22 protein-coding genes are annotated in these 22,971 nt (G+C 66.6%); 5 read left to right on the top strand and 17 right to left on the bottom strand.

The genetic code is table 11. From position 1 onward, the window contains the following. Positions 1–14: 14 nt before the first annotated feature. Together B9C43_RS18565 and B9C43_RS18560 are read left to right on the top strand one after the other, a co-directional pair. Positions 15–323: an antibiotic biosynthesis monooxygenase family protein gene (locus B9C43_RS18565; RefSeq protein WP_033388357.1), complete on the top strand. Its 309-nt coding sequence runs from the start codon at positions 15–17 to the stop codon at positions 321–323. After that, the gene (locus tag B9C43_RS18560) at positions 320–1,129 is read left to right on the top strand and encodes an SIR2 family NAD-dependent protein deacylase (protein WP_235038676.1); all 810 of its coding nucleotides are present in this window, start codon (positions 320–322) and stop codon (positions 1,127–1,129) included. The genes B9C43_RS18565 and B9C43_RS18560 overlap by 4 nt, the downstream gene beginning before the upstream one ends. Here B9C43_RS18560 and B9C43_RS18555 read toward each other — a convergent pair. Next, positions 1,116–2,114 (bottom strand): endonuclease/exonuclease/phosphatase family protein, encoded by a 999-nt coding sequence (locus tag B9C43_RS18555; protein ID WP_235038675.1) that lies wholly within the window; start codon positions 2,112–2,114, stop codon positions 1,116–1,118. The genes B9C43_RS18560 and B9C43_RS18555 overlap by 14 nt on opposite strands. Positions 2,115–2,216: 102 nt before the next feature. On the opposite strand from B9C43_RS18555, the gene B9C43_RS18550 reads away from it, so the two are divergent. Next, on the top strand, positions 2,217–3,164 hold the full coding sequence (locus B9C43_RS18550) for an ATP-binding cassette domain-containing protein (RefSeq protein ID WP_084427830.1): 948 nt from the start codon (positions 2,217–2,219) through the stop codon (positions 3,162–3,164). Beyond that, on the top strand, positions 3,161–3,952 hold the full coding sequence (locus B9C43_RS18545; protein WP_033388354.1) for an ABC transporter permease: 792 nt from the start codon (positions 3,161–3,163) through the stop codon (positions 3,950–3,952). Before B9C43_RS18550 ends, B9C43_RS18545 begins: the two co-directional genes overlap by 4 nt. 4 nt (positions 3,953–3,956) lie before the next feature. Here the strand turns inward: B9C43_RS18545 and B9C43_RS18540 are convergent, their stop codons facing one another. The 5 genes from B9C43_RS18540 to lysS form a co-directional block, all read right to left on the bottom strand. Beyond that, positions 3,957–7,217 (bottom strand): AfsR/SARP family transcriptional regulator, encoded by a 3,261-nt coding sequence (locus B9C43_RS18540; RefSeq protein WP_143446395.1) that lies wholly within the window; start codon positions 7,215–7,217, stop codon positions 3,957–3,959. A gap of 75 nt (positions 7,218–7,292) precedes the next feature. Then, complete coding sequence (locus B9C43_RS18535) at positions 7,293–9,845, bottom strand: ATP-dependent Clp protease ATP-binding subunit (protein ID WP_084427827.1); 2,553 nt, start codon at positions 9,843–9,845, stop codon at positions 7,293–7,295. Between the two features lie 811 nt (positions 9,846–10,656). Continuing rightward, positions 10,657–11,478, bottom strand: a complete 822-nt coding sequence (locus B9C43_RS18530) for an ABC transporter ATP-binding protein (RefSeq protein WP_084428313.1) — start codon at positions 11,476–11,478, stop codon at positions 10,657–10,659. Positions 11,479–11,627: 149 nt separating this feature from the next. Then, complete coding sequence (locus B9C43_RS18525) at positions 11,628–11,981, bottom strand: histone-like nucleoid-structuring protein Lsr2 (RefSeq protein ID WP_033393583.1); 354 nt, start codon at positions 11,979–11,981, stop codon at positions 11,628–11,630. 98 nt (positions 11,982–12,079) lie between these two features. Then, positions 12,080–13,534 carry a lysine--tRNA ligase gene (lysS, locus tag B9C43_RS18520; RefSeq protein ID WP_143446447.1) on the bottom strand — a complete coding sequence of 485 codons (1,455 nt, stop codon included), beginning with the start codon at positions 13,532–13,534 and terminating at the stop codon, positions 12,080–12,082. Positions 13,535–13,651: 117 nt separating this feature from the next. Between lysS and B9C43_RS18515 the strand changes: the two genes are divergently transcribed. Further along, positions 13,652–14,410, top strand: coding sequence for a class I SAM-dependent methyltransferase (locus B9C43_RS18515; RefSeq protein WP_235038674.1), 759 nt, complete (start codon positions 13,652–13,654; stop codon positions 14,408–14,410). On the opposite strand, the gene B9C43_RS18510 is transcribed toward B9C43_RS18515, so the two are convergent. From B9C43_RS18510 to folE, 11 genes are all read right to left on the bottom strand, one after another. Beyond that, positions 14,400–15,185: a type III pantothenate kinase gene (locus tag B9C43_RS18510; RefSeq protein ID WP_033393585.1), complete on the bottom strand. Its 786-nt coding sequence runs from the start codon at positions 15,183–15,185 to the stop codon at positions 14,400–14,402. The two genes, B9C43_RS18515 and B9C43_RS18510, sit on opposite strands and share 11 nt — an antisense overlap. Before the next feature lies 1 nt (position 15,186). After that, positions 15,187–15,660: an aspartate 1-decarboxylase gene (gene panD / locus B9C43_RS18505; protein WP_084427822.1), complete on the bottom strand. Its 474-nt coding sequence runs from the start codon at positions 15,658–15,660 to the stop codon at positions 15,187–15,189. A gap of 15 nt (positions 15,661–15,675) precedes the next feature. Continuing rightward, complete coding sequence (gene panC / locus B9C43_RS18500; protein WP_084427820.1) at positions 15,676–16,572, bottom strand: pantoate--beta-alanine ligase; 897 nt, start codon at positions 16,570–16,572, stop codon at positions 15,676–15,678. Beyond that, the gene (locus B9C43_RS18495; RefSeq protein ID WP_084427818.1) at positions 16,569–17,459 is read right to left on the bottom strand and encodes a Rossmann-like and DUF2520 domain-containing protein; all 891 of its coding nucleotides are present in this window, start codon (positions 17,457–17,459) and stop codon (positions 16,569–16,571) included. Before B9C43_RS18495 ends, panC begins: the two co-directional genes overlap by 4 nt. 38 nt (positions 17,460–17,497) lie before the next feature. After that, positions 17,498–18,571, bottom strand: coding sequence for a PrsW family intramembrane metalloprotease (locus B9C43_RS18490; RefSeq protein ID WP_235038713.1), 1,074 nt, complete (start codon positions 18,569–18,571; stop codon positions 17,498–17,500). Positions 18,572–18,736: 165 nt separating this feature from the next. Continuing rightward, positions 18,737–20,140 (bottom strand): DUF6779 domain-containing protein, encoded by a 1,404-nt coding sequence (locus tag B9C43_RS18485; protein ID WP_200825567.1) that lies wholly within the window; start codon positions 20,138–20,140, stop codon positions 18,737–18,739. 79 nt (positions 20,141–20,219) lie between these two features. Next, positions 20,220–20,678: a DUF3180 domain-containing protein gene (locus B9C43_RS18480; protein ID WP_084427816.1), complete on the bottom strand. Its 459-nt coding sequence runs from the start codon at positions 20,676–20,678 to the stop codon at positions 20,220–20,222. Then, positions 20,675–21,160, bottom strand: coding sequence for a 2-amino-4-hydroxy-6-hydroxymethyldihydropteridine diphosphokinase (gene folK / locus B9C43_RS18475; protein ID WP_084427814.1), 486 nt, complete (start codon positions 21,158–21,160; stop codon positions 20,675–20,677). Before folK ends, B9C43_RS18480 begins: the two co-directional genes overlap by 4 nt. After that, positions 21,157–21,519 carry a dihydroneopterin aldolase gene (gene folB / locus B9C43_RS18470; RefSeq protein WP_033393596.1) on the bottom strand — a complete coding sequence of 121 codons (363 nt, stop codon included), beginning with the start codon at positions 21,517–21,519 and terminating at the stop codon, positions 21,157–21,159. Before folB ends, folK begins: the two co-directional genes overlap by 4 nt. After that, positions 21,516–22,352 carry a dihydropteroate synthase gene (gene folP, locus B9C43_RS18465; RefSeq protein WP_084427812.1) on the bottom strand — a complete coding sequence of 279 codons (837 nt, stop codon included), beginning with the start codon at positions 22,350–22,352 and terminating at the stop codon, positions 21,516–21,518. The genes folB and folP overlap by 4 nt, the downstream gene beginning before the upstream one ends. After that, the gene (gene folE, locus B9C43_RS18460) at positions 22,349–22,960 is read right to left on the bottom strand and encodes a GTP cyclohydrolase I FolE (protein WP_051898007.1); all 612 of its coding nucleotides are present in this window, start codon (positions 22,958–22,960) and stop codon (positions 22,349–22,351) included. Before folE ends, folP begins: the two co-directional genes overlap by 4 nt. Positions 22,961–22,971: the final 11 nt, after the last annotated feature.

Below are 22,971 nucleotides of genomic sequence, written 5' to 3'. Positions count from 1 at the left end.
GTAGGCTGGGGCTCATGGCAGTCGTGAAGATCAACGCGATCGAGGTGCCCGAAGGCGCGGGCGCCGAACTGGAGAAGCGGTTCGCCGCACGGTCGAGCACCATCAAGGACTCCCCTGGTTTCCTCGGCTTCGAGTTGCTGCGTCCGGTCAGCGGCGACACCAGGTACTTCGTCCTCACCCGGTGGGAGAGCGAGGAGGCGTTCCAGGCTTGGCGGCAGGGGCCCGCGATGGCGGCGCACTCCGGCCCGCCCAGCGACAAGCCGGTGGCCACGGGTGCGAGCCTGCTCGAGTTCGAGATCGTCGAATCGATCCAGCCCGAGTGAATGGGCTCGACCGCGCCGCGGAGCTGATCCGAGGCGCAAGTGCGTTATTGGTGTGCGCGGGTGCCGGTATGGGCGTCGACTCCGGTCTGCCGGATTTCCGTGGCGACGAAGGGTTTTGGCGTGCGTACCCGCCGTACGCACGCCTTGGCCTGAGCTTCGTCGAGCTCGCCGATCCGGTGCACTTCCGGGAGGATCCCGAGCTGGCGTGGGGTTTCTACGGCCACCGGCTGCGGCTGTACCGGGAGACCAAGCCACACCAGGGTTTCCGGATCATCCAGTCGTGGGGCAAGCCCGTCCGCGTGTTCACGTCCAATGTGGACGGGCAGTTCCAGAAGGCGGGATTCACCGAAGGGCACGTCGCCGAGGTGCACGGGTCGATCCACCACCTGCAGTGTTTCGGCCACTGTGGACAGCCGATCTGGCCCGCTGGTCCCGATGTCGAGATCGACGACGACACCATGCGTGCCGTCGGCCAGCTGCCGTCGTGCCCGGGCTGCGGCGGCCTTGCCCGGCCGAACATCCTCATGTTCGGCGACTGGGACTGGGAAGGCGAACGCAGCGAGGACATCCTGTCCGAGGTGGCGCGTTGGCGGGCGAGGCAGGACAACCTCGCAGTGATCGAACTGGGCGCGGGCAACGCGGTCCCGACCGTTCGCCGGATGTCCGAACTGGCCTCGGCTCGTACCGGCGCGCTGATCAGGATCAACCCGCGTGAACCGGAAATCCGGCACGGCCGCGGTGTCGAACTGCCTCTCGGCGCGCTCGACGCGTTGACCGAGTTGGACAAACGGCTTACGGCAGGTTGACCGACGCGACCGCGGCCCGGTGGTCGCTGCCTGGCAAGTCGAAAACCTGGTAGTCCAGCACAGCGCAGCGGCCGTCGAGCAGGATGTGGTCGATGGCCACTGGCGGCGGCCAGATCCCCGCGGGCCAGGTCGGCGTCAGGCCCGCCCCGCGCCGCTCGGCCGCGTCCACGTAACCGCGGTCGACCACGTCCCTGAGGTCGGGGTGGTCCAGCGTGGCGTTGAAGTCGCCGACCAGCATCCTGGGCCTGTCCTTGCGCTCGGACGCCGACGGCAGCTCGGCCAGTTCCGCCTTCCACGTCCCGGTCCACTGCGCCTCGACGCCCGGCGCGGTGTGCACGACCATCACCTCGGGGTCGACCACGCCGGGCAGGTCGACGATCGCGCTTGGCTGCGCGAACGTGGCCGGGCCGGCGATCTGCGTCTGCTGCAGCGGGAACTTCGCCGCCAACCCCGAGCCGGAAGCCCCGCGCTGGGCCTCGAACAGCCGGTACGGCAGCACCCGGTCGATGCCCGCCCGGTCGAGATCCTGCACCATCGCCGGGCTGAGTTCTTGCAGGCTGAGCACGTCCACGTTGTGCTGCTTGACCAAATCCAGCAACGCCACCGCATCCGCCCGGCCGACGTACAGATTGGCGGTCATCACAGTAAGTTGCGGCCCGAACACAGTGGGCTGATCGTCGGTCACCAGCCGCGGCACCACGGCCGCACTGGCGATCATCGCGAACGCCAGCACGATCCCACCGAAAATCCAGCGGCGCATGAACAGCCCGACAACCCCCAGCGCCAACCCGACAACACCGATGTACGGCGTCAACGCCACCGTCGCGATGATGTACCGGTTCCCGGTCACACCGAGCAGCCGCAGCGCTGCGAACGCCAGGAACACCACCGACGGCACCGCCCACACCACGACGATCCAGGTCTTCACCGGCTGCCGGGCCGAGGCCCGGGGCGCCTTCGGTGCCATCTTCTGGGTCGCTGTCACGTCACCAGCTTGCCCGAAACCTTCTGACAGCGTCTTGTGCGCGGCTCAACAGCGATATCCGAGACAGTCCTCCCCGAGATCGATGAGCGAGAGGGGGACAGGGTGTCCTATGCGATCGAAGCCGAAGGCTTGGTGAAGCGGTTCGGCGAGACGACCGCGCTCGACGGGGTGGACCTCGCGGTGCCGGCAGGCGCGATCCTCGGCGTGCTTGGCCCCAACGGCGCCGGCAAGACCACGGCGGTGCGGATTCTGGCGACGTTGCAGCGCCCGGATGCGGGAACGGCGAGGGTGGGTGGGTTCGACATCCTGCGTGAACCGGTCGCGGTCCGCAGGCTGGTCGGGCTCACCGGCCAGTACGCCTCTGTGGACGACGACATGACCGGCCGGGCCAACCTTGTGTTGTTCGGCAGGCTGCATGACATGTCCAAAGTGGATGCACGTTCTCGGGCGCAGGAGTTGCTCGACCGGTTCGAGCTCAGTGACGCCGCCAACCGGCCGGTGAAGACGTATTCCGGTGGTATGCGTCGGCGGCTTGACCTGGCCGCCAGCCTGATGAGCCGTCCGCGTGTGCTGTACCTGGACGAACCGACGACCGGGCTGGATCCGCACAGCCGCAACGAGGTGTGGGACATCGTGCGCAGGCTGACCGACGAGGGCGTGACGGTGTTGCTGACCACGCAGTACCTCGAAGAAGCCGATCAGCTGGCCGATCGGATCACGGTCTTCGACCACGGCCGGGTGGTCGCGGACGGCACGTCGAACGAGCTGAAACGCAAGATCGGCGGCCAGACCCTGCAGGTACGGCCAAGCCGGTGGCAGGACATGGACGTGGTCGCGCAGATCCTGCGGGAGCTGACCGGACGGCAGCCCAACCGCGACGACGACAGCCGAGTGCTCAACACCCCGGTGGACGACTCAGGCGTCCTGTCCACAGTGGTCGATCGGCTTGATCGGGCCGGCGTGGAGGTCGACGAGCTGGGACTGCGGTTGCCGAGCCTTGACGAGGTGTTCCTGGCGATCACCGGCAGCAAGGAAGGAGTCGAGGCATGACAACGGTTTCCCCGACGGTCCCGCCGGCACAGGCGATCCGGCACGGGTTCGTGCTCGCCGGTCGCGCCTTCGGCAAGCTGGTCAAGAACCCGACCGAGGTGATCGGGCTGGTGATCCAGCCGCTGATCATGTTGGTGTTGTTCGTTTTCGTGCTCGGCGGCGCGATCTCCGGCGGCAACACCGACGCGTACGTCCAACAACTGGTGCCCGGGCTGATGGTGTACTCCACCCTTCTGGTCAGCCTCGGCACCGGTGTCGCGCTCTGCACGGACGTCACCAACGGCGTGTTCGACCGGTTCCGCAGCATGCCGATCGCACGGTCCGCGCCGCTGATCGGCGCCGTGCTCGGCGACCTGCCGCGTTATGCCATCTCGGTCGCGCTCACGCTCGGCTTCGGCTTCCTCGTCGGCTTCGACGTGCAGACGAACGTGTTCGCGGTCCTGCTGGACCTGCTGCTGATGGTGCTGTTCGCGCTGAGCCTGTGCTGGATCTCGGTGTGGATCGGCCTGCTGGTGAACAGCCCGCAGACCGTGCCGAACCTGCTGTTCCTGTTCATCATGCCGCTCAGTTTCGGCAGCAGCATCTTCGTGTCCGGCTCGACCATGCCGGGCTGGCTGGCAGCAGTCACCGAGGTCAACCCGGCGAGCTTCATGACCGAGGTCAACCGTGGCCTGCTGCACGGCGGCCCGGTCGCCGAACCGTTGCTCGGCGGTCTTGCGTGGATGGCCGGTTTGATCGCGGTGTTCTACCCGTTGGCGATGGTCGCGTATCGGCGGCGGATGCGCTGAGGGTTCAGGGTGTCTCTGGAGGGGGAACAGAGACACCCTGTCTCAGCACCTCAAGTGCCTTGTCCGGCGGCAGCTTCCTGGCTTGGGCCAGGATTTCGTGCTCCGCGGGTCCGAACTTCGCCAGCAGTGCGAGGTTTTCCGGCGAGCCGACATCCAATGCTCCGGCGATGGCGGCACTGGCACCCAACAGCCGGGCCGCGGCCCGCAAGTCACCTTCGGCGGCCACGACCACCGCCAGGCACTCGCCGACATCGGAGATGCTCTGCGCGTCGCGCATGTAGCCGATTCCGTGCTGGACCGCGTCCAACGCCTCGGCCGCGATCAGTCTGTTCTTCTCCAGATCCTGCCGCGCTTCGGTGATGTACCCGATGCCGCTCGTGGTCACGTCCAACGCCTCGGCCACCACCACTTTGGCCCTGGCCAGATCTCCTTCGGACACCAGCAGAAGACCTTCGACGATGCCGACCCAAGCACAGAACGGGTCGCTGAGGTTCTCCGGCCAGTTCCGCAACTCCCGCCGTGCCGCGGTGACGTGTGCCCGCGCGCCGACGAGATCACCACTGGCCCTGGCGACCAGGCTGAGCCGGGCCAGCACGCCCATGGTGATGGCTCGTTGCCCAGTCTTGGCCGTGAGCGCCACCAAGCGCTCCAACTCACTGCGAGCACGGTCCAAGTCACCGAGCCGGTAGTACTGCTCGGCCAGCCTGCTGGTGGTCATCGCCGGGTCCGGCAACTGCCCCAGTTCGAGCTCCAACGCGCGCGCCTCGGTGTGCAGTTCGATCGCCCCGGCGATGTCCCCGATCGTGGATCGGTGGACTGCCAAGCCGTTCAGCGCCATCGACAGTCCCCACCGGTCGCCGATCTTGCGGAACCGCCGGATCGCCGCGGTGTGCCAGCGCTTCGACTGCTCGAACTGGCCGAGGTTCTCGGCCATGATCGCCCCGCCGAGCACGACCGACGCTCGTGCCCACGGATCCGGGTTGCGCAACGCATGCCGGAAGGCCACCCCAGCGCCCGCGAAGTCCCCCAGCATCCCCAACCCGGTGGTCTCCATCAGCACTGTCAGCGGAGACGCCTTCTCGTACCCTGCTCGACAAAGCTCGACGATCCGGTTGATCTCGTGCCACCGCGGTTCTTCGATCCCGCCCAGCACCGACAGCATGCGGATCAGCACCACGGTGTGCTGAGGCGCGCGGTCCTCCAGCTGCAGCATGCGGCCGATCGGCAGGATCTGCTCGGTCAGCGTTTCACCGAAGATGCCTTGGCGCACCAGCCAGTACCACGCCCAGCTGTGCACGATCCGGAACGACGTCTCAGCGTCGCCCTGGTCGACCGCGTACCGGACCGCGGCCACCACGTTCTCCCGCTCAGCATCCAGCATTTTGAGCCATTGAACCTGATCAGGGCCGCGCAGCAGCGGATCGGCGTGTTCGGTCGTCACCATCACCCATCTGGCGAACCGGTTCATCACCTGTTCGGTGTCGCCAAGTCGTTCCGCCGCGAAGGCTTTCACCGTCTGCAGCATCCGGTAGCGCGGCGGGCCGTCGGGTCCTTCTCCCGCCTCCACAAGCGATTTCTCGACAAGTGAAGCGAGCACGTACAACACGTCGTCCGCGGGAAGCGCTTCGTCGGCGCAGACCGCCGTGATGGCCTCCAAAGTGGACGGATTGGCGAACACCGACAGCCTGCTCGCCAGGGTCTGTTCGGCTTCGGTGAGCAGGCTCCAGCTCCACTCCACCACCGCACCAAGGGTTTGGTGCCGCGGCAAGGACGTCCGGCTGCCACCGGCCAGTAGCCGGAACCGGTCGTCCAGCCGTTCGGCGACTTGCCCGACTGTCATCGAACGCAGTCGTGCGGCGGCCAGTTCGAGAGCGAGCGGCAGACCGTCGAGTTGACGGCAGATGGACACGACGTCCACGACGTTGGATTCGTCCACTGTGAACCCAGGGCGCACGGATCGAGCGCGGTCGAGGAAAAGCCGCACCGCGGCGGATTCGATCGCTTGGTGCGCCGACGCGTCTTCCTCCGGCAGTTCCAACGGCCCCACCGGGAAAAGGGTTTCGCCCGTGATCGCCAGCGGTTCCCGGCTGGTGGTCAGGATGCGCAGCCGCGGGCAGCCGGCCAGCAGCGCCTCGGCCAAGTGGGCCACCGCGGAAACGACGTGCTCGCAGTTGTCCAGCACGATCAGCTCGGACCGGTCTTCCAGAGCGTCCAGCAGCCGGGTCATCACGTCGACCGAACGGTGCCAGCGTCGCGGGTTGTCGGTGACGGTCGAGTCGCCAAGGCCCAGTTCGGTCACCAGCGCGACGGGAACGTCGACCGCTTCCCTGAGCCCGGCCAGGTGCACAAACCACACCCGATCCGCTATCCGGCTGGCTGCTTCCGTTGCCAGCCTTGTCTTTCCGGCACCGCCAGGGCCGACAAGGGTGATCAGCCGGTCGCGGTCAAGCATCCCTTCCAGCTCGCCCAGCTCGTGCGCCCGGCCGACGAAACTGGTCAACTGCGCGGGCAACCTGGTGCCGCTGTTGGGCACTTCGGCCGGTGTCGACCGCAGCAGTGAGAGGTGGGCTTCCTGCAGTTCCGGGCTCGGGTCCACGCCGAGTTCGGCGGCCAGGTTCTGGCGTGCGGTCTCGTAGGCAGCCAAGGCGTCCGCCTGACGGCCGGTCTTCCGCAAGGCCCGGATCAACAGCGCTGTCAGGCGTTCCCTGAGCGGGTTCTCTCTGGTCAGGGCGTGAAGTTCGGCGATGACGTCGACCTCGTGGCCACGCCGGATGTCCGCCTCGATCCGGTCTTCCAGCGCGGTCAGACGAAGTTCGGCCAGCCGCGCCACGGCAGCGGCCGCGAACGGGGCGTCAGCCACATCCACAAGCGCCGGACCACGCCACAGGTCCAGTGCGCGGGTGAGGACTTCGGCGGCCCGAACGACGTCGTTCTGTTTGAGCAGGCGACTTCCTTCGGCGGCAAGGCGTTCGAACGTGTCCGCGTCGACTTCCGTTGCCGCCAAGGAGTATCCGGCGGGGTAGGACTCGATCCGCTTGGCCAGTCCGGTTTTCCGCAGCCGGGACACCAGAGACTGCAAGGCGTTCGTGGCGTCGACGGGTGGCTGCGTGCCCCACAGGCCGTCGATCAACGCCTCGGTCGGCACGATCCGGTTGGCCTCAAGGGCAAGCCGGACCAGCAGCATGCGCAGCCGTGGACCGCCGACCTCGATTTGCTGGTCGGCGCCGTCGGTGAGGCTCAACGGCCCCAGCACAGCCACGCGCACTGTCCCAGCATCCCAGATACGCGAACGGGCCCCGGCTTCACCAGGAAACCGGGGCCCGTTCGGGCTATTCGGATATCAGCCGTGGTCCTCGAGACCCTCGGGCTCACCCGTGCCGGCCGAGGCGGCCAGGTCGACCGGCGGCGAGTCCGGGACGTTGCGCGGCTTGGCTTCGCCACGGAAGACGAAGTGCGCCTTGTCGTCGGAACCTTCGCCGGTCCAGCCCTCGACGTCGCCGATCACGATCTGACCCGGCTCGAGCTCGCCGAACAGGATCTTCTCGCTCAGCTGGTCCTCGATCTCGCGCTGGATGGTCCGGCGCAGCGGCCGGGCACCGAGCACGGGGTCGAAACCACGCTTGGCCAGCAGCTTCTTCGCCAGCGGAGTCAGCTCGAGAGCCATGTCCTTGTTCCGCAGCTGGACCTCCACCCGGCCGATCATCAAGTCGACCATCCGGATGATCTCGTCCTCCGAAAGCTGGTGGAAGACGATGATGTCGTCGATACGGTTGAGGAACTCCGGGCGGAAGTGCTTCTTCAGCTCGTCGTTGACCTTCTGCTTCATCCGCTCGTAGTTGTTCGACTGCTCCTGGCCACCCGCGAAGCCGAGCGACACGGCCTTCGAGATGTCCTGCGTGCCCAGGTTCGAGGTGAAGATGATGACCGTGTTCTTGAAGTCGACCGTACGACCCTGACCGTCGGTCAGGCGGCCGTCTTCCAGAACCTGCAGGAGGGTGTTGTAGACCTCCTGGTGCGCCTTCTCGATCTCGTCGAACAGCACGACGGAGAACGGCTTGCGGCGGACCTTCTCGGTCAGCTGGCCGCCCTCTTCGTAGCCGACGTAGCCGGGAGGGGCACCGAACAGCCGCGAAGCGGTGTAGCGGTCGTGGAACTCGCCCATGTCGATCTGGATCAGGGCGTCGTCCTCGCCGAACAGGAAGTTCGCCAGTGCCTTCGACAGCTCGGTCTTACCGACACCGGACGGGCCGGCGAAGATGAACGAGCCGCTCGGGCGCTTCGGGTCCTTCAGGCCGGCCCGGGTCCGGCGGATCGCCTTGGAGACGGCCTTGACGGCTTCCTCCTGGCCGATGATCCGCTTGTGGACCTCGTCCTCCATCCGCAGCAGGCGGGTGGTCTCCTCCTCGGTCAGCTTGAAGACCGGGATGCCCGTCCAGTGCGCGAGGACCTCGGCGATCTGCTCCTCGTCGACCTCGGCGACGACGTCGAGGTCGCCGTCCTTCCACTGCTTCTCCCGCTCCGCCTTCTGACCAAGGAGTTGCTTCTCCTGGTCACGCAGCTTCGCGGCACGCTCGAAGTCCTGAGCGTCTATGGCCGATTCCTTCTCCCGGCGCACGTCGGCGATCTTCTCGTCGAACTCGCGCAGGTCCGGCGGTGCGGTCATCCGGCGGATGCGCATCCGGGCACCGGCCTCGTCGATCAGGTCGATCGCCTTGTCCGGCAGGAAGCGGTCGTTGATGTACCGGTCGGCCAGAGTGGCCGCCTGCACCAACGCGCCATCGGTGATCGAGACGCGGTGGTGCGCCTCGTACCGGTCACGCAGACCCTTCAGGATCTCGATCGTGTGCTCCAGGTTCGGTTCACCGACCTGGATCGGCTGGAACCGCCGCTCGAGAGCGGGGTCCTTCTCCACGTACTTGCGGTACTCCTCAAGGGTGGTCGCACCGATGGTCTGCAGCTCACCACGAGCCAGCATCGGCTTGAGGATGGAGGCCGCGTCGATCGCGCCCTCGGCGGCACCCGCACCGACGAGCGTGTGGATCTCGTCGATGAACAGGATGATGTCGCCGCGAGTGCGGATCTCCTTGAGCACCTTCTTCAAGCGCTCCTCGAAGTCACCGCGGTAGCGGGAACCCGCGACCAGCGACCCGAGGTCCAGCGTGTAGAGCTGCTTGTCCTTCAGCGTCTCGGGCACCTCGCCCTTGACCACCATCTGCGCCAGACCCTCGACGACCGCGGTCTTGCCGACACCCGGCTCGCCGATCAGGACTGGGTTGTTCTTGGTACGGCGGGACAGCACCTGCATGACCCGCTCGATCTCCTTGGACCGGCCGATCACCGGGTCCAGCTTGCCCTCCCGGGCACTGGCGGTGAGGTTGCGGCCGAACTGGTCCAGCACGAGGGAGGACGAAGGTGTGCCCTCTCCGCGGCTGCCCGGCTCGGTCTCCGGCTTGCCCTGGTAACCCGACAGGAGCTGGAGAACCTGCTGGCGGACCCGGTTGAGGTCGGCACCGAGCTTGACCAGCACCTGGGCGGCAACGCCCTCGCCCTCACGGATCAGCCCGAGCAGGATGTGCTCCGTGCCGATGTAGTTGTGCCCGAGCTGCAGCGCCTCGCGCAGTGACAGCTCAAGCACCTTCTTCGCCCGAGGCGTGAAGGGGATGTGACCGGAAGGCGCGTGCTGCCCTTGGCCGATGATCTCCTCGACCTGCTGACGCACGCCTTCCAGGGCGATCCCGAGCGACTCGAGCGCCTTCGCCGCGACACCTTCACCCTCGTGGATCAAGCCCAGGAGGATGTGCTCGGTGCCGATGTAGTTGTGGTTGAGCATCCGGGCCTCTTCCTGGGCCAGGACAACCACCCGCCTCGCGCGGTCGGTGAACCTCTCGAACATTCGCACTCCCTGACTGCTGCGCCGGCGGCCCTTCACCACTCGTCATGTTGGTGGATTCAGCACCGTAGGACCACTGTAGTCGCCCGGCCTGTCGCGCTCAGTGCCACGCACGACCACAGATTGGTGACGGACCAGGAACATCACCTGACGTCACCGCCGAACACCCCTTACAACGTGGGTTCTCCGGCATCGATTCCACCCAATGGAACGTGTCCGCTATCCGCGAACACCATGCGTCCAAGCGTGACCGCGATCACGTTCTCACTCATTCGGCGCAACTTGGACCAACTTTCGGCCGGTCGACACATACGGGCAAACCGGACACTGGAGGTTGAGGTGGTTGTGGCGGAGTCGCTGCTGGGGTTTTGAGGAGGGTTGAGCGGCGCTTCGCTGTGGTTGGTGTCGGCGCGCTTGTGGGTTGCTGCGGCGCGCTCTGTGCCTACTTCGGCGCGCTCTGTGGTCACCTTCGGCGCGCTCCTGTGACTGGTCGGCGCGATTTGGTGTGGAGCCTCTGCGCCGCAAAGCAGGACCAACACCGCGGGCAGGACCTGCGGCCCTGCCCGCCGACAAGCTTATTTGCGGCGCCACTCCACACAAAATCGCGCCGACCACTGCTTAGGGCGCGCCTTTCTGTGCCCGGGGCGCGCCTCCACTTGGGCACGGGCGCGCCTTCGCTGTTGGTTAGGGCGCGCCTTCACTGTGTGCAGGGCGCACCTTGTTGGTGGGTTGGGGCGCGCCTTCGCGCTTTGGTCGGGCGCGCCTCCACTTGGGCCGGGGCGCGCCTTCGCTTTTGGTCAGGGCACCCGCCGGCTCAGCTCGCTGCCGCCGCCGTCGCCGCCGCACGGTGGCGCGAGCCGATCGGGACCACCATCGGCGTCCCCGCGACCGGATCAGTGAGGATCTTGGCGTCCAGATCGAAAACGTCCCGGAGCAAGTTCTCCGTCAGCACGTCGTTCGGGTCCCCCTGCGCCACGATCTTTCCGGCGCGCATTGCCACGAGCCGGTCCGAATAGCGCGCGGCCAAGTTCAAATCGTGCAACACCATGACCACCGTTGTGCCACGGGTCGTGTGCAGATCGTGAACGAGGTCCAGCACGTCCACCTGGTGCGCCAAATCCAGATAAGTGATCGGTTCGTCCAGCAACAACAACTCTGTTCCCTGGGCCAGGGTCATTGAAATCCACGCGCGTTGGCGTTGGCCGCCGGAAAGTTCGTCGACCACGCGGTTCGCGTGCTCGTCCATCTTGGTCAGCCGGAGGGCGTCGGTGACTGCCGCTTCGTCTTCCACCGACCATTGGCGGTACCACGTCTGGTGTGGGTGCCTGCCGCGCGCCACCAGGTCCGCGACGGTCAGGCCGTCGGGGGCGACCGGGGTTTGCGGGAGCAGGCCGACCGTTCGCGCCACTTCTTTGGTCGGCAGCTTGTCGATGCGCTTGCCGTCCAGCAGCACTTGCCCAGCCCTGGGCGCTAACAGGCGGCCCAGTGCGCGCAGTAGCGTCGACTTGCCGCAGCCGTTCGGGCCGATCACCGATGTCACTGTGCCGGTGGGGACGTCGAGGTCGAGGCCGTCGACCACGAGCCGCTCGCCGTAGCCGAGCGCCAGGTCGCTCGCCTGTAACCGAACCTGAGTCACCAGCACCTCCTACAAGATCCACCCGGGAGCATAGCCCCGCCGTGGTTAGGTAAGGCTAACTGACCCTCCTGGCCTGGCCCAACCCCGGAATCACCGCCACTAAAAAGGCCCGCAGCTGCTGCCGCGGGCCTTTGGGGACTTCGTGGTTATCAGTCCCTGTTGTTGTGGTAAGCCTCGGTGACTTCCTTCGGGATACGGCCGCGATCGGAAACTTTGTATCCCTTCTTCCGCGCCCACTCCCGAATTGCCTGGTTCTGGTCCCTGTCCACCGCGGCCGTCCGCGCGACCCGGCCACCGACCCCAAGCCGACCTGCTGCTCGCTTACGACCACCGGAACGGCGGGCGTGGTCCACATAGTCACTCAGGATCTCCCTGAGCTTCCCGGCATTGTCGCCAGACAGGTCGATCTGGTACGAAACGCCGTCCAGTCCGAACTCGAGCGTCTCTTCGGCTTCCGAACCGTCAATGTCGTCAACGAGGGTCACCGTGACCTTCTGCGCCATACGCCGCCTCCTCGGGGTGATTCCGGTACGGAATGATTCTCGCGTGGACGTAGGCTAGCGCAAATCCAGACGAATTTGCATAGTCACTCACCCATGTTTCATTGCGGGCGAACGAGTGGGAACAGGATCGTCTCCCTGATCCCGAGTCCGGTGAGTGCCATCAGCAGCCGGTCGATACCCATTCCGACTCCACCGCTGGGTGGCATTCCGTACTCCAGTGCGCGCAGAAAGTCCTCGTCCAACTGCATCGCCTCATCGTCGCCGGCAGCTCCCAACCTGGCCTGATCCATCAGCCTTTGCCGTTCGACCACCGGGTCGACAAGCTCGGAGTAACCGGTACCGAGTTCGAAACCGCGCACGTAAAGATCCCATTTTTCCGCGACTCCCGGCGTGTCGCGATGCTGGCGTGTCAACGGCGAAGTCTCGACCGGGAAATCCCGCACGAAAGTCGGCGCGTGCAGGTCGTTGCCGACCAGGTGCTCCCACAGCTCCTCGACCAGCTTGCCGTGTCCCAGCTTGGGCGGCACTTCAAGGCCGTGCCGCTCGGCGAACTTGCGCAACTGCTCGACAGAAGTCTCCGGGGTCACCTCTTCACCCAGGGCGCCCGACAACGATCCGTACATTGTCAGCGAGGTCCATTCCCCGGAAAGGTCGTACTCGGAACCGTCGGCAAGGGTGACCACCTGAGTACCGAAAACCGCCTCGGCGGCCTCTTGGATCAGCTCACGGGTCAGCACGCCGACCGAGTCGTAAGTCGCGTACGCCTGGTAGAACTCCAGCATCGCGAACTCCGGCGAATGCGATGAATCGCTTCCCTCATTGCGGAAGTTCCGGTTGATCTCGAACACCTTCTCGATGCCGCCGACCACGCACCTCTTCAGGTACAGCTCCGGCGCGATCCGCAGGAAGAGGTCGATGTCGAAGGCGTTCGAGTGGGTCGTGAACGGGCGCGCCGCCGCACCGCCGTGCAGCGTCTGCAGCATCGGCGTCTCCACCTCGGTGAACCCGCGGCGGTGGAAGCTGTCCCGCAACGCGCGCATCACCCCGGCCCTGGTCTGCACCACGTTGCGGGCCTGCGGGCGCATGACCAGGTCGACGTAGCGCTGCCGGATCCTGGTCTCCTCGGACAGCTCCTTGTGCGCGACGGGCAGCGGGCGCAACGCCTTGGCAGCCATTCGCCATTCCTCGGCCATCACCGACAGCTCACCGCGCTTGGAGGTGATCACCTCGCCGCGGACGAACACGTGGTCACCCAGGTCGACGTCGGCCTTCCACGCGGCCAGCGCCTCCTCGCCGACATTGGCCAGGCTCAGCATGGCCTGCAGTTCCGTGCCGTCGCCTTCGCGCAGCGTGGCGAAGCAGAGCTTGCCGGTGTTGCGCAGGAACATCACCCGGCCGGTGATTCCGACCACTTCGCCGGTGGCCGCCCCCGGCTCCAAATCCGGGTATTTCGCCCGGATCTCCGCCAGCGTGCTGGTCCTGGGCAGTTCGACCGGATAAGCCTCGACACCGGCGGCGAGCAGCCGTTCGCGCTTCTCCCGGCGGATGCGCATCTGCTCGGGGAGGTCGTCTTGCTCGGGCGCTGGGGAAACGTGCTCGTCACTCACGCCTGCAAAGGGTACGGAAAAGCCCGGCGGCGAAGCGAACCGGATATCACTAGCGTGACGGGCGTGACCGAACTCTCCGATGCCGAACTGTGGGCCAGGCGAGCGAACTCCTTCGGCGCACATGCCGAGCTGTACGCGCGGTACCGGCCTGGCTATCCATCCGATGCGATCGACTGGGTGCTGCCGGAAGGCGCTGCCGACGTTCTTGATCTCGCGGCTGGTACCGGAAAACTCACTGAATCTTTGGCCGTCCGTGGACTGAACGTGACCGCGGTCGAACCGGACGAAACCATGCTGGAGGAACTCAGAAAACGATTTCCGTCGGTCAAAGCGGTGGTCGGCAGCGCGGAACAGATCCCGTTGCCCGATTCGAGTACCGATGCCGTACTCGTCGGGCAGGCCTTCCATTGGTTCGATCAGCAACCCGCCCTTACCGAGATTGCCAGGGTGCTGCGGCCCGGCGGGATGTTGGGGGCACTGTGGAACCATGAGGACGAACAGGTCACGTGGGTTTCCACATTCGACAAGGTGGCCCGCGGCCGGGACCGCGGATCACGGGCACAGCCGGCGCCGTTTTCCGATCATCCGCTGTTCGGCCCGTTCGAACGACAGGTTTTCCGGCACACCGTCCGGCATACCGTGGAAAGTTTGACGGCCATGGTCGGCACGCATTCCCACATGCTTGTCGCCAGTCCCGAAGAACGCCAGGAAGTCAACCAGCGGATGCGCGCATACCTGTTGGCGCAGCCGGAAACCAAGGCAGGCGAGTTCGACTTTCCCTTTCAAACCACGGTTTTCCGGGGGAAACGAGTCACGTCCTGAGGTTGCGTTCGAACACCAGCCGCAAGCCAAGCAGGGTCAAATCCGGATGGTGGTGCTTGATCGTCTCCGACTCGGCGATCACCAGTGGCGCGAGGCCGCCGGTCGCGATCACGCTGACCGGCCCGGCTTTGTCATGCCCTTGGGAATGCAGTTCCGCGATGATCCGTTTCACCAGGCCGTCGACTTGTCCGGCAAAGCCGTAGAGAATGCCGGACTGCAGGCATTCCACTGTGTTCTTGCCGATCACCGAGCGGGGCCTGACCAGTTCCACCTTGCGCAGCGCGGCCGCCCGGGCGGCCAGCGCGTCCACCGAGATTTCGATGCCCGGCGCGAAAACCCCGCCGAGGAACTCGCCTTTCGCCGATATCACGTCGATGTTGGTGGACGTGCCGAAGTCGACGACCACGCAGGCGGTGCTGTACAGGTGGTGCGCGGCCAAGGTGTTGATCACCCGGTCGCCGCCGACCTCCTTCGGATTGTCCACAAGCAACGGAACGCCGGTGCGGATCCCTGGCTCCACAATGATCTGCGGCACGTCGGCGTAGTAGCGGCTGAGCATGACCCGCAGCTCCCGCAGCACGGCGGGCACCGTCGACAACGCTGAAACCGCGGTGACCCGGTCGGCGTGCTCACCGAGCAGGCCGCGCATGGTCAGGGCGAGCTCGTCCGCGGTCATCCCGGCGACGGTCCGCATTCGCCAGTCGCGGACCAGTTTCTCGCCGGAGTACAGGCCGAGGACGATATTCGTGTTGCCGACGTCGATCGCGAAGAGCACGTCAGGAATTCTCCGGCTGGAGCAAGGCGTCCAGCGCGGCAGCATCCGCCGTCTCCGCCGTTTGCTCCACGACAGCCCCGCTGACCAGGCCGGATCCCTCGGGCGCGTGCGCGGGGTCAGCGCCGAGGTCGACGATCTTGTTCTGCTCGTCCACGAACACCACTCGCGGCTGGTAGGACGCGGCCTCGGCGTTGTCCATCAGCCCGTAGGCGATCATGATCACGATGTCACCGGGGTGCACCAGATGCGCTGCCGCGCCGTTGATGCCGATCACGCCACTGCCGCGCTCACCTTCGATGACGTAGGTCTCCAGGCGTGCGCCGTTGGTCACGTCCACGATGGTGACCTGTTCGCCGACGAGCAGGTCGGCCGCTTCCATCAGGTCGAGGTCCACCGTGACCGAGCCGACGTAGTGCAGGTCGGCCTGGGTGACCGTGGCCCGGTGGATCTTGGACTTCAGCATGGTGCGCAGCATCGCGGTTACCCCCTTTTAGTGCCCGGGCTCAGGCGGTTCGCCGAGCCGTAGGCCGGTGTTGTCGATGAGTCTCGTGGTGCCGACCCGGGCAGCCACGAGCAACCTGGCTTCTCCTTGTTCCGGCGCGGGACCGAGGTCAGGGGCGCGTAGTTCGAGGTAGTCGACGGCGATCTCCGGGTGCGCCGCCAGGACCTCCCGGGCAGCTTTGATCACCTCTTCGCGCCCTTGGCGCCCCGCGTACGCGCCTGCGGCCAACGCGGCGGACAGCGCGACCGCGCTCTCCCGCTCGGTGGCGCTCAAGTAGACGTTCCTCGACGACAGCGCGAGGCCGTCGGGTTCGCGGACCGTCGGCACACCGATCACGTGCGTGTCCATGTCCAGATCGGCGACCATCCGCTTGATCAGCATCAGCTGCTGGTAGTCCTTCTCGCCGAACAGCGCGTAATCCGGCCGGACGATGTTGAACAGCTTGTTCACAACGGTGAGCACACCCGCGAAGTGTCCTTTTCGGACGCTTCCTTCCAGCTCGTCACCCAATGGTCCAGGGTGGACAGTCACTTGCGAGCCCGGCGGGTACATGTCCTCGCGATCCGGCGTGAACACGATCTCCACGCGCTCGTCGCGGCACGCCTCCAGGTCCGCCTCCAGCGGACGGGGGTAGCGCTCCAGGTCCTCGTTCGGCCCGAACTGCAAGGGGTTCACGAAGATCGACGCGACCACCACGGTGTTCGGGATGTTGCGCGCGCGTCGCAACAATTCGCGGTGACCGGCGTGCAACGCGCCCATCGTCGGCACGAGCACGACCTTGTTGCCGACCGCACGCAGCGCTCGGGTGACCCTGGCGACCTCTTTCGGGCTGCTGTGCACATGCAGCGCGCCACGGGTGAACTCGGGTGCCTTCGGTGCCGTCACTCGTGCTCCTCGTCAATGGCCTGGAAAACGTCCGGCGCGAGATCCCCGCGCAGCAGTCCGCTGTCGGTCGCCCGGCGCGCGGTCCGCCGCGCCATTTCCCGGTAACTGGGAAGCAGCTCGGGCGCGTTGTCCCGCAACACATTCAGATGCTTGCGCACAGTACCGGCATCGCCTCTGGCGACTGGACCGGTCAGCGCACGATCGCCGTGCCGCAGGGAATTGTCCAGCGCGGCCGACAAAAGCGGGCCAAGCAAGCGTTCCGGATTGCCGACACCGGACTGCCGCAGCAGGTCCGCCGCGTCGGCGACCAAGGTGATCAGGTGGTTCGACGCGTGTGCCAGTGCGGTGTGATACGCCGGACGAGCCGACGACGGCACCCGGATCGGGTCCGAACCCATCTCGACAACCAGGGCTTCGCCGACGTTCCACGCTGCTTCGTCGCCGTCCTGCGCGGTCACACCGACCGAACATGCGACAAGCCGGTCAAGATCCTCAGCGCGTCCGGTGAATGTCATCACGGGATGCAGAGCCAAAGGCAGCGCACCATGATCCGCCGCGGGCTGCAGCACGTCGACGCCGTACGCCCCGGACGTGTGCACCACGATCTGCCCAGGCCGCAGCGTTCCCGCGGCCGCGAGGCCACGAACCATGCCTTCCAGCGCGTCGTCCGGCAACGCGAGCAACACCAGATCGGCCTTGCTGACGACCTCGTCCGGCGGCAACAGCGGGACACCAGGCAACAGGTCTTCGGCGCGCCGAACGGAGTCGCGCGAAACCCCGGACGCGGCGACCACCGCGTGTCCGGCCCTGGCGAGTGCGGCGCCCATCACCGCACCGACTCGGCCAGCGGACACCACGCCCACTCCGAGGCGCGCGGGACGGCTCATTGCCCTTGTCCTTTCGTCAAGCCAAGGTCAGAGCGTAACTATTGCTGCTTTGCAGCGCTGACCGCCGTGGCCCGGCTCACGCGAACTGCCTGTATGAGCAACTGCTCAACCTCGCCGCCGGAATGGCTGTTTCGGTAAAACGCCAGTTCAGAGACGGCTGTCTGGTAGTCCGCGACGGCCCGTCCGGCATCCGGTCCGGCTTTTCGAGCGACCTTCTTGCGCCATTGCCTGCGACGTTTGAGGTTGGCCAGCACGTCGACCTCACCGGGCGCGATGAGCCCGTCACCGACCATTCGGGGCAAGGCGACCGCGATGATCTTCTGCTCCCGTTTGCGTGCCCAGTTCACCAGCACGCCCGCGCCGATGAAGACCGGCAGCATGATCAGGAAGTACACGTTGAGGAACGTGGTCGCATTGCCCAGCGTCGCCGCGGAGTTCCACAACGAATGCAGGACGACGGCACCCAGATAACCGCCCAGCGGCGCCGCGACCTTGACCCAGTTCTTGGCGGACCCCGCCGCCACGCCGATCCCGATGCCCGTCATCACGGTGAACAGCGGATGCGTGAACGGTGACATCACCCCACGCAGGATGAACGCGGCGACCACACCGGCGGAGTCGACCGTGCCGAAGCCGTGCTCGCCGAAGATGCGCCCGAAGTAGTAGATGTTCTCGGTGAACGCGAACCCGGCCGCACACATCCCGGCGTAGACGATGCCGTCGACGACACCGTTGAACTCCTGCCGCTTCCACAGGTAAACGCCGAGGACGAACGCGGCCTTCGCCGCCTCCTCGATCAGCGGCGCCGAGACCACCGCCGCGACGGCGTCGCCACCGCCCTTGCCAAGCAGGAGGTCACCGACAACCTCGGCGGTGTTGTTGATGAGCAGCGCGGTCAACGTCGCGCCACAGGCGCCCCACGCGAACGCCAACCACAGCAGACGGGCAGGTTCGGGCTCCCACCTGTCGATCCAGAGAAACGCGGCGACAACCGGCCCGACCGGCAACAACGCGACTGCCAACCCGACGAGTTCGGCGACGACGCCAACACTCGCGGTGAGGTAGGCGAACACGCCAAGCCCGGCCATGCTCAGCAGAATCAGCCCGACCATGGGCAGCAAAACGGTCTTACGCCGTGGCGTCGGCCGAACGGGCACGGCCGGCTCCTGGATCATCACAGCGGGGAACATTAGCGCCCAGAACAAACGTGCGCCCCCGAACGCTCGCCGAAGGCCCCGGCCAGCGAACTCACCGTGCGGGAATGGTGGACACGGCGGTCAGTCCTCCCGCCGCCTCCTCCTTCGAGGCGTGTCTCCTGAGGAGCCGTATGCGGCCAGGAGTTCGTTCACGGACTTGCCCTCGGCGTGCGAACCCGACGGCTGAGCAGGAGCTGCGGGCTTCGCGTGGCTTCCGGAGGCCTGCTGTTGCTGGCGTGCCTGGAACGTCTCCTGCCACGAAGGCGCGTCGTCGGGCTTGCGGCGTCGCCCGCCACCGGCGGCCTCGGCTGCCGGGGCTTCTGGCGCACGCCGACGTCCGCCGGTCTCCTCCGGGCTGGGCGGCACCTGGACAACCCGGGTGGACGGTTCGGGCTTACGCACCGGAGGCGGTGGCGGAGGAGGTTCGGGCGTACGAACCACCGGCCGCTGAACGGTTGGCTCCACGGGCTCCGGCAGCGGCTGGATCTGCGTCGGTGACTCCGGCTCCGGGCGCTGCATGGGCTGACTGGCCTGGGCCACCGGGCGCATCATCGGCTGGCTCGGCTGAGGCTCGGGTCGCTTCGGCGGCCGAGGCGGACGGCCTGCCTGTTGCCGGGGCGGCGGGGGCGTGTTGCTGCGCTCCCACGACGGAGTCCAGTTCGGGTCGATGCCCTCGCCAAGGCTGTTGGCCGAGTCCCCGGCCACCGGCTGGTGGTACGGGTTCTCGCGGCCCACCGGCGTCACCGGGTCCCACCAACCCGACCCTGGATTGCTGGGGTCGTCCCGGCGAGGCTGACGGATTTGGACCTGGCGCTCCGCAGGCTCACGCGGCGGACGCTGCGGTTGCGGCCGCTGCGGCTGTGGGCGGGCGTTGCCGCCGCGCGGCCGGTCGGGCACGCGGTCGATCAGTTCGGTCTGCGGCTCGCCGGGAATAATCACCGGCTGCTGCTTCGCGGACGGGTTCAGGCGTTTCATCATCTGGCCCTGCTGCGGCAACTGGTGCGACTCGTCGGGCAACGAGCGCATCCGGGTCGCCTGCGCCTGCAGCGCGAACCGTTCGACCAGCACCTCGCCGCCAAGCAGCGTCTGCAGGGTTTCCCTGAGCTGGCCCAGTTCGTTGCGCAGGGCTTCGATGTCCGCCCTGGACTGTTCTTCGGCCTTGCGCTTGGCCTCCGCTTCCAGCTCCAGCTCGAACTCGCGCCGCGCGGCGATCTCCCGCTCGAGTTCGAGCTCATAGATCGCCTGCATACTCTGCGCGTCATCGGTCTTGTCGGCCACCTGACGGCGGAACCGCGCGGCCAGGAACGCACCCACCAAGGCGGCCCACAACGCCGCCAGGATGCCCATCTTGAGGAACCGGGCGTCGTCGGTCAGCACCAGGATCAGCGTCGCGCCGAGTACCAGGACCAGCGCGCCACCCAACAAGAGCCGAGCCGTGCTCGGCACCCTGCTGGAGTCGCGCGTCGAGGCGGCACGGCCGGACATGCCTAACACCGTACCCGTCAGTTATCGGTCCGAGACCTGCTCGTGGCCGAACGTGCGTTAAATCCACGCTTTGCATCGATCAACGGTCGTCCGGCTCCTTCGGTTCATCCGGAGTCTTGAGACAGTGCTCCAGCCACAGACCTGCCGCGATCAGGGCGGCTGAACACACCGCGCCGATGACCGCACTGGAGGTGTCGTTCGACGCCGCGACTATGTCCCCCCGTTTGGGCAAGACGTAGACCAGCACACCGATCCAGGCGCCGAGCATGATCGCGCCGAGCACCGACGACGCCTTGGCCAACGCGACCGCACGGGCCGCGGTCAGCGCTTGGACTGGCTTTCCCGGCTTGGTCCCGCGGATCCGTGACCGCAGTGAGAAACCCAACACCACGTCGACGATCGCGATGACGACCAGCGAGACGCCGGCCAATGTGGGCAACGGCGGCAGCGAGCCGTACGCCGATTGCATGATCAGATAAAGCACGACCGCGGCGAGCAGCCCTGCGATGACCAGGTCACGCGGCCTGGTGAACCTCACACTGCCTCCAGCTTGAGATCGTCACGGCGCCGCACGCCCTCGTCCCCCAGGGCCGCCACCAGGTCGGCGATCGGGCCGTGTCCAGGCAGCTCGGCGTCCGGCTGCAACTCCAGCCACGGCACCAGGACGAACGCCCGCTCGTGGGCACGCGGGTGCGGCAGTTCCAGCCTGGGATCAGTGCTCGTGACGCCGGTAACGGTAATCACGTCCACATCGAGCGATCGCGGGCCCCACCGGACTTCTCGGACACGCCCGGCGGCGTTCTCCAGATCCTGGGCGAGTCGAAGCCAGTCCCACTCACCGAAGTCCTCACGGGACGCGATCACGATCGCGTTGAGGAAATCGTCCTGGTCGGTCACACCCCACGGCGCGGTCTCGTACACAGAAGACACAGCCAGCGCGGGCAGTCCGTCCACGGCGGACTGCAGGTGAGCGAGCCGGTCGCCCATGTTCGACCCGATCGACAGCACAGCGGTGGTCATCCGCGGTCCCGCCGCACGGTGACAGCCACGTCGGCGAACGTCAGCGGGATCGGCGCCGACGGCTTGTGCACGGTGACCTCGACCGCCGTGACCCGCTCGTCGGTCAGTACGTCGTCGGCGATCTCCCCGGCGACCGATTCGATCAGGTCTCGTGCGGGTCCGGCGACGATCGCCGCCGCCCGCTCGGCCAGTTCGCCGTAGTGCATCGTCTTGGCGAGATCGTCGGACTTGGCGGCCTCGGTCAGGTCGAGCCAGACCGTGATGTCGACGAGGAAGTCCTGGCCGTCACGCTTCTCGTGCTCGAACACACCGTGGTTGCCACGTACCCGCAGCCCGGTGAGCGTGATCCGGTCGCTCACACCCGCCCCCATTCCGCCACCACACGTACCGCGTCGAGCGAACGCATCACGTCATGTACTCGGACACCCCAGACGCCTTTCGCGGCGGCCAATGTGGAAATCGCCGCGGTCGCGTCCTCACGGCCGTCCGGCGGGCGCGGCGTGCCGTCCTTGTCGGCCAACAGCCTGCCGATGAAACGTTTGCGCGACGCACCGACCAGCACCGGATACCCGAGGTCCATGAAGACGTCCAGGGCACGCAACAACGCCCAGTCATGCGGGGCGTGTTTGGCGAACCCCAGGCCCGGGTCGATCACGATCGCGTCCGGCGAAACGCCTGCGTTCAGCGCGTCGTCGACACGCTCGCACAACTCCGCCTTCACCTCACCGACCACATCGGTGTAATCGGCCAGCGAGTTCATGTCCTTGCTGTGGCCACGCCAGTGCATCAGGATCCACGGCACTCCGGCGTCGGCGACCACCCGCGCCATGGCCTTGTCCGCCAAGCCACCCGACACGTCGTTGACGACCGTCGCACCCGCGGCCAACGCCGCCTCCGCGACCCGCGCCCGCATGGTGTCCACGCTGATCCGGATCCCGGCGGACGAAAGTTCCTTGATCACCGGCTCGATCCGGCCGATCTCCACCTCGGCGGCGACCCGCTCGGCACCGGGCCTGGTCGACTCGCCGCCGATGTCGATCAGGTCCGCACCGGCATCCCACATCTCATGGGCATGGCGCAGTGCGTCGTCCACAGTGAAATAACGGCCGCCGTCGGAAAAGGAATCCGGGGTCACGTTGAGGACACCCATCACCACGCAGCGGCCAGGATCAGGCAGCAGCCGGTGCGTCATCGACGGGCCTTGATCAGGTCCAACGCCTCCGCACGCGACGACGCCGAAGTCTTGAACTGCCCACGTACAGCGGATGTTGTCGTCCGTGCACCGGGCTTGCGAATGCCGCGCATCGACATGCACAGGTGCTCGGCCTCGACGACCACGATCACGCCGCGCGGCTCCAGCTTGCGCATCAACGCATCGGCTATCTGGGAGGTCAGCCTTTCCTGAACCTGCGGGCGCTTGGCGTAAGCGTCCACCAGTCTGGCCAATTTGGACAGTCCGGTGACCTTGCCGCCCTCGTTCGGGATGTAGCCGACGTGCGCGACCCCGTGGAACGGCACCAAATGATGTTCGCAGGTCGAATACATCGGGATGTCGGTGACCAGGACGAGTTCCTCGTGGGACTCGTCGAAAGTCTTTGCCAGTACGGCATCCGGATCCATGTACAACCCGGCGAACATCTCGCGGTACGCACGGGCCACCCGGGCCGGAGTGTCGGCCAGACCGTCCCGGTCGGGATCCTCACCACAGGCCAGCAGCAGCTCACGCACGGCTTTTTCGGCGCGAGCCTGGTCGAAAACGGGACGAACGGAGCGGACGCCGTCCGAAGAGGCGGCACCCACTCCGTTCTGTG

It is taken from the genome of Kibdelosporangium aridum (assembly GCF_900176515.1).
GTDB classification, from domain to species: domain Bacteria; phylum Actinomycetota; class Actinomycetes; order Mycobacteriales; family Pseudonocardiaceae; genus Kibdelosporangium; species Kibdelosporangium aridum.
The sequence above is the reverse complement of the archived record's forward strand: the minus strand, read 5'-3'. Positions and strand labels throughout refer to the sequence as shown.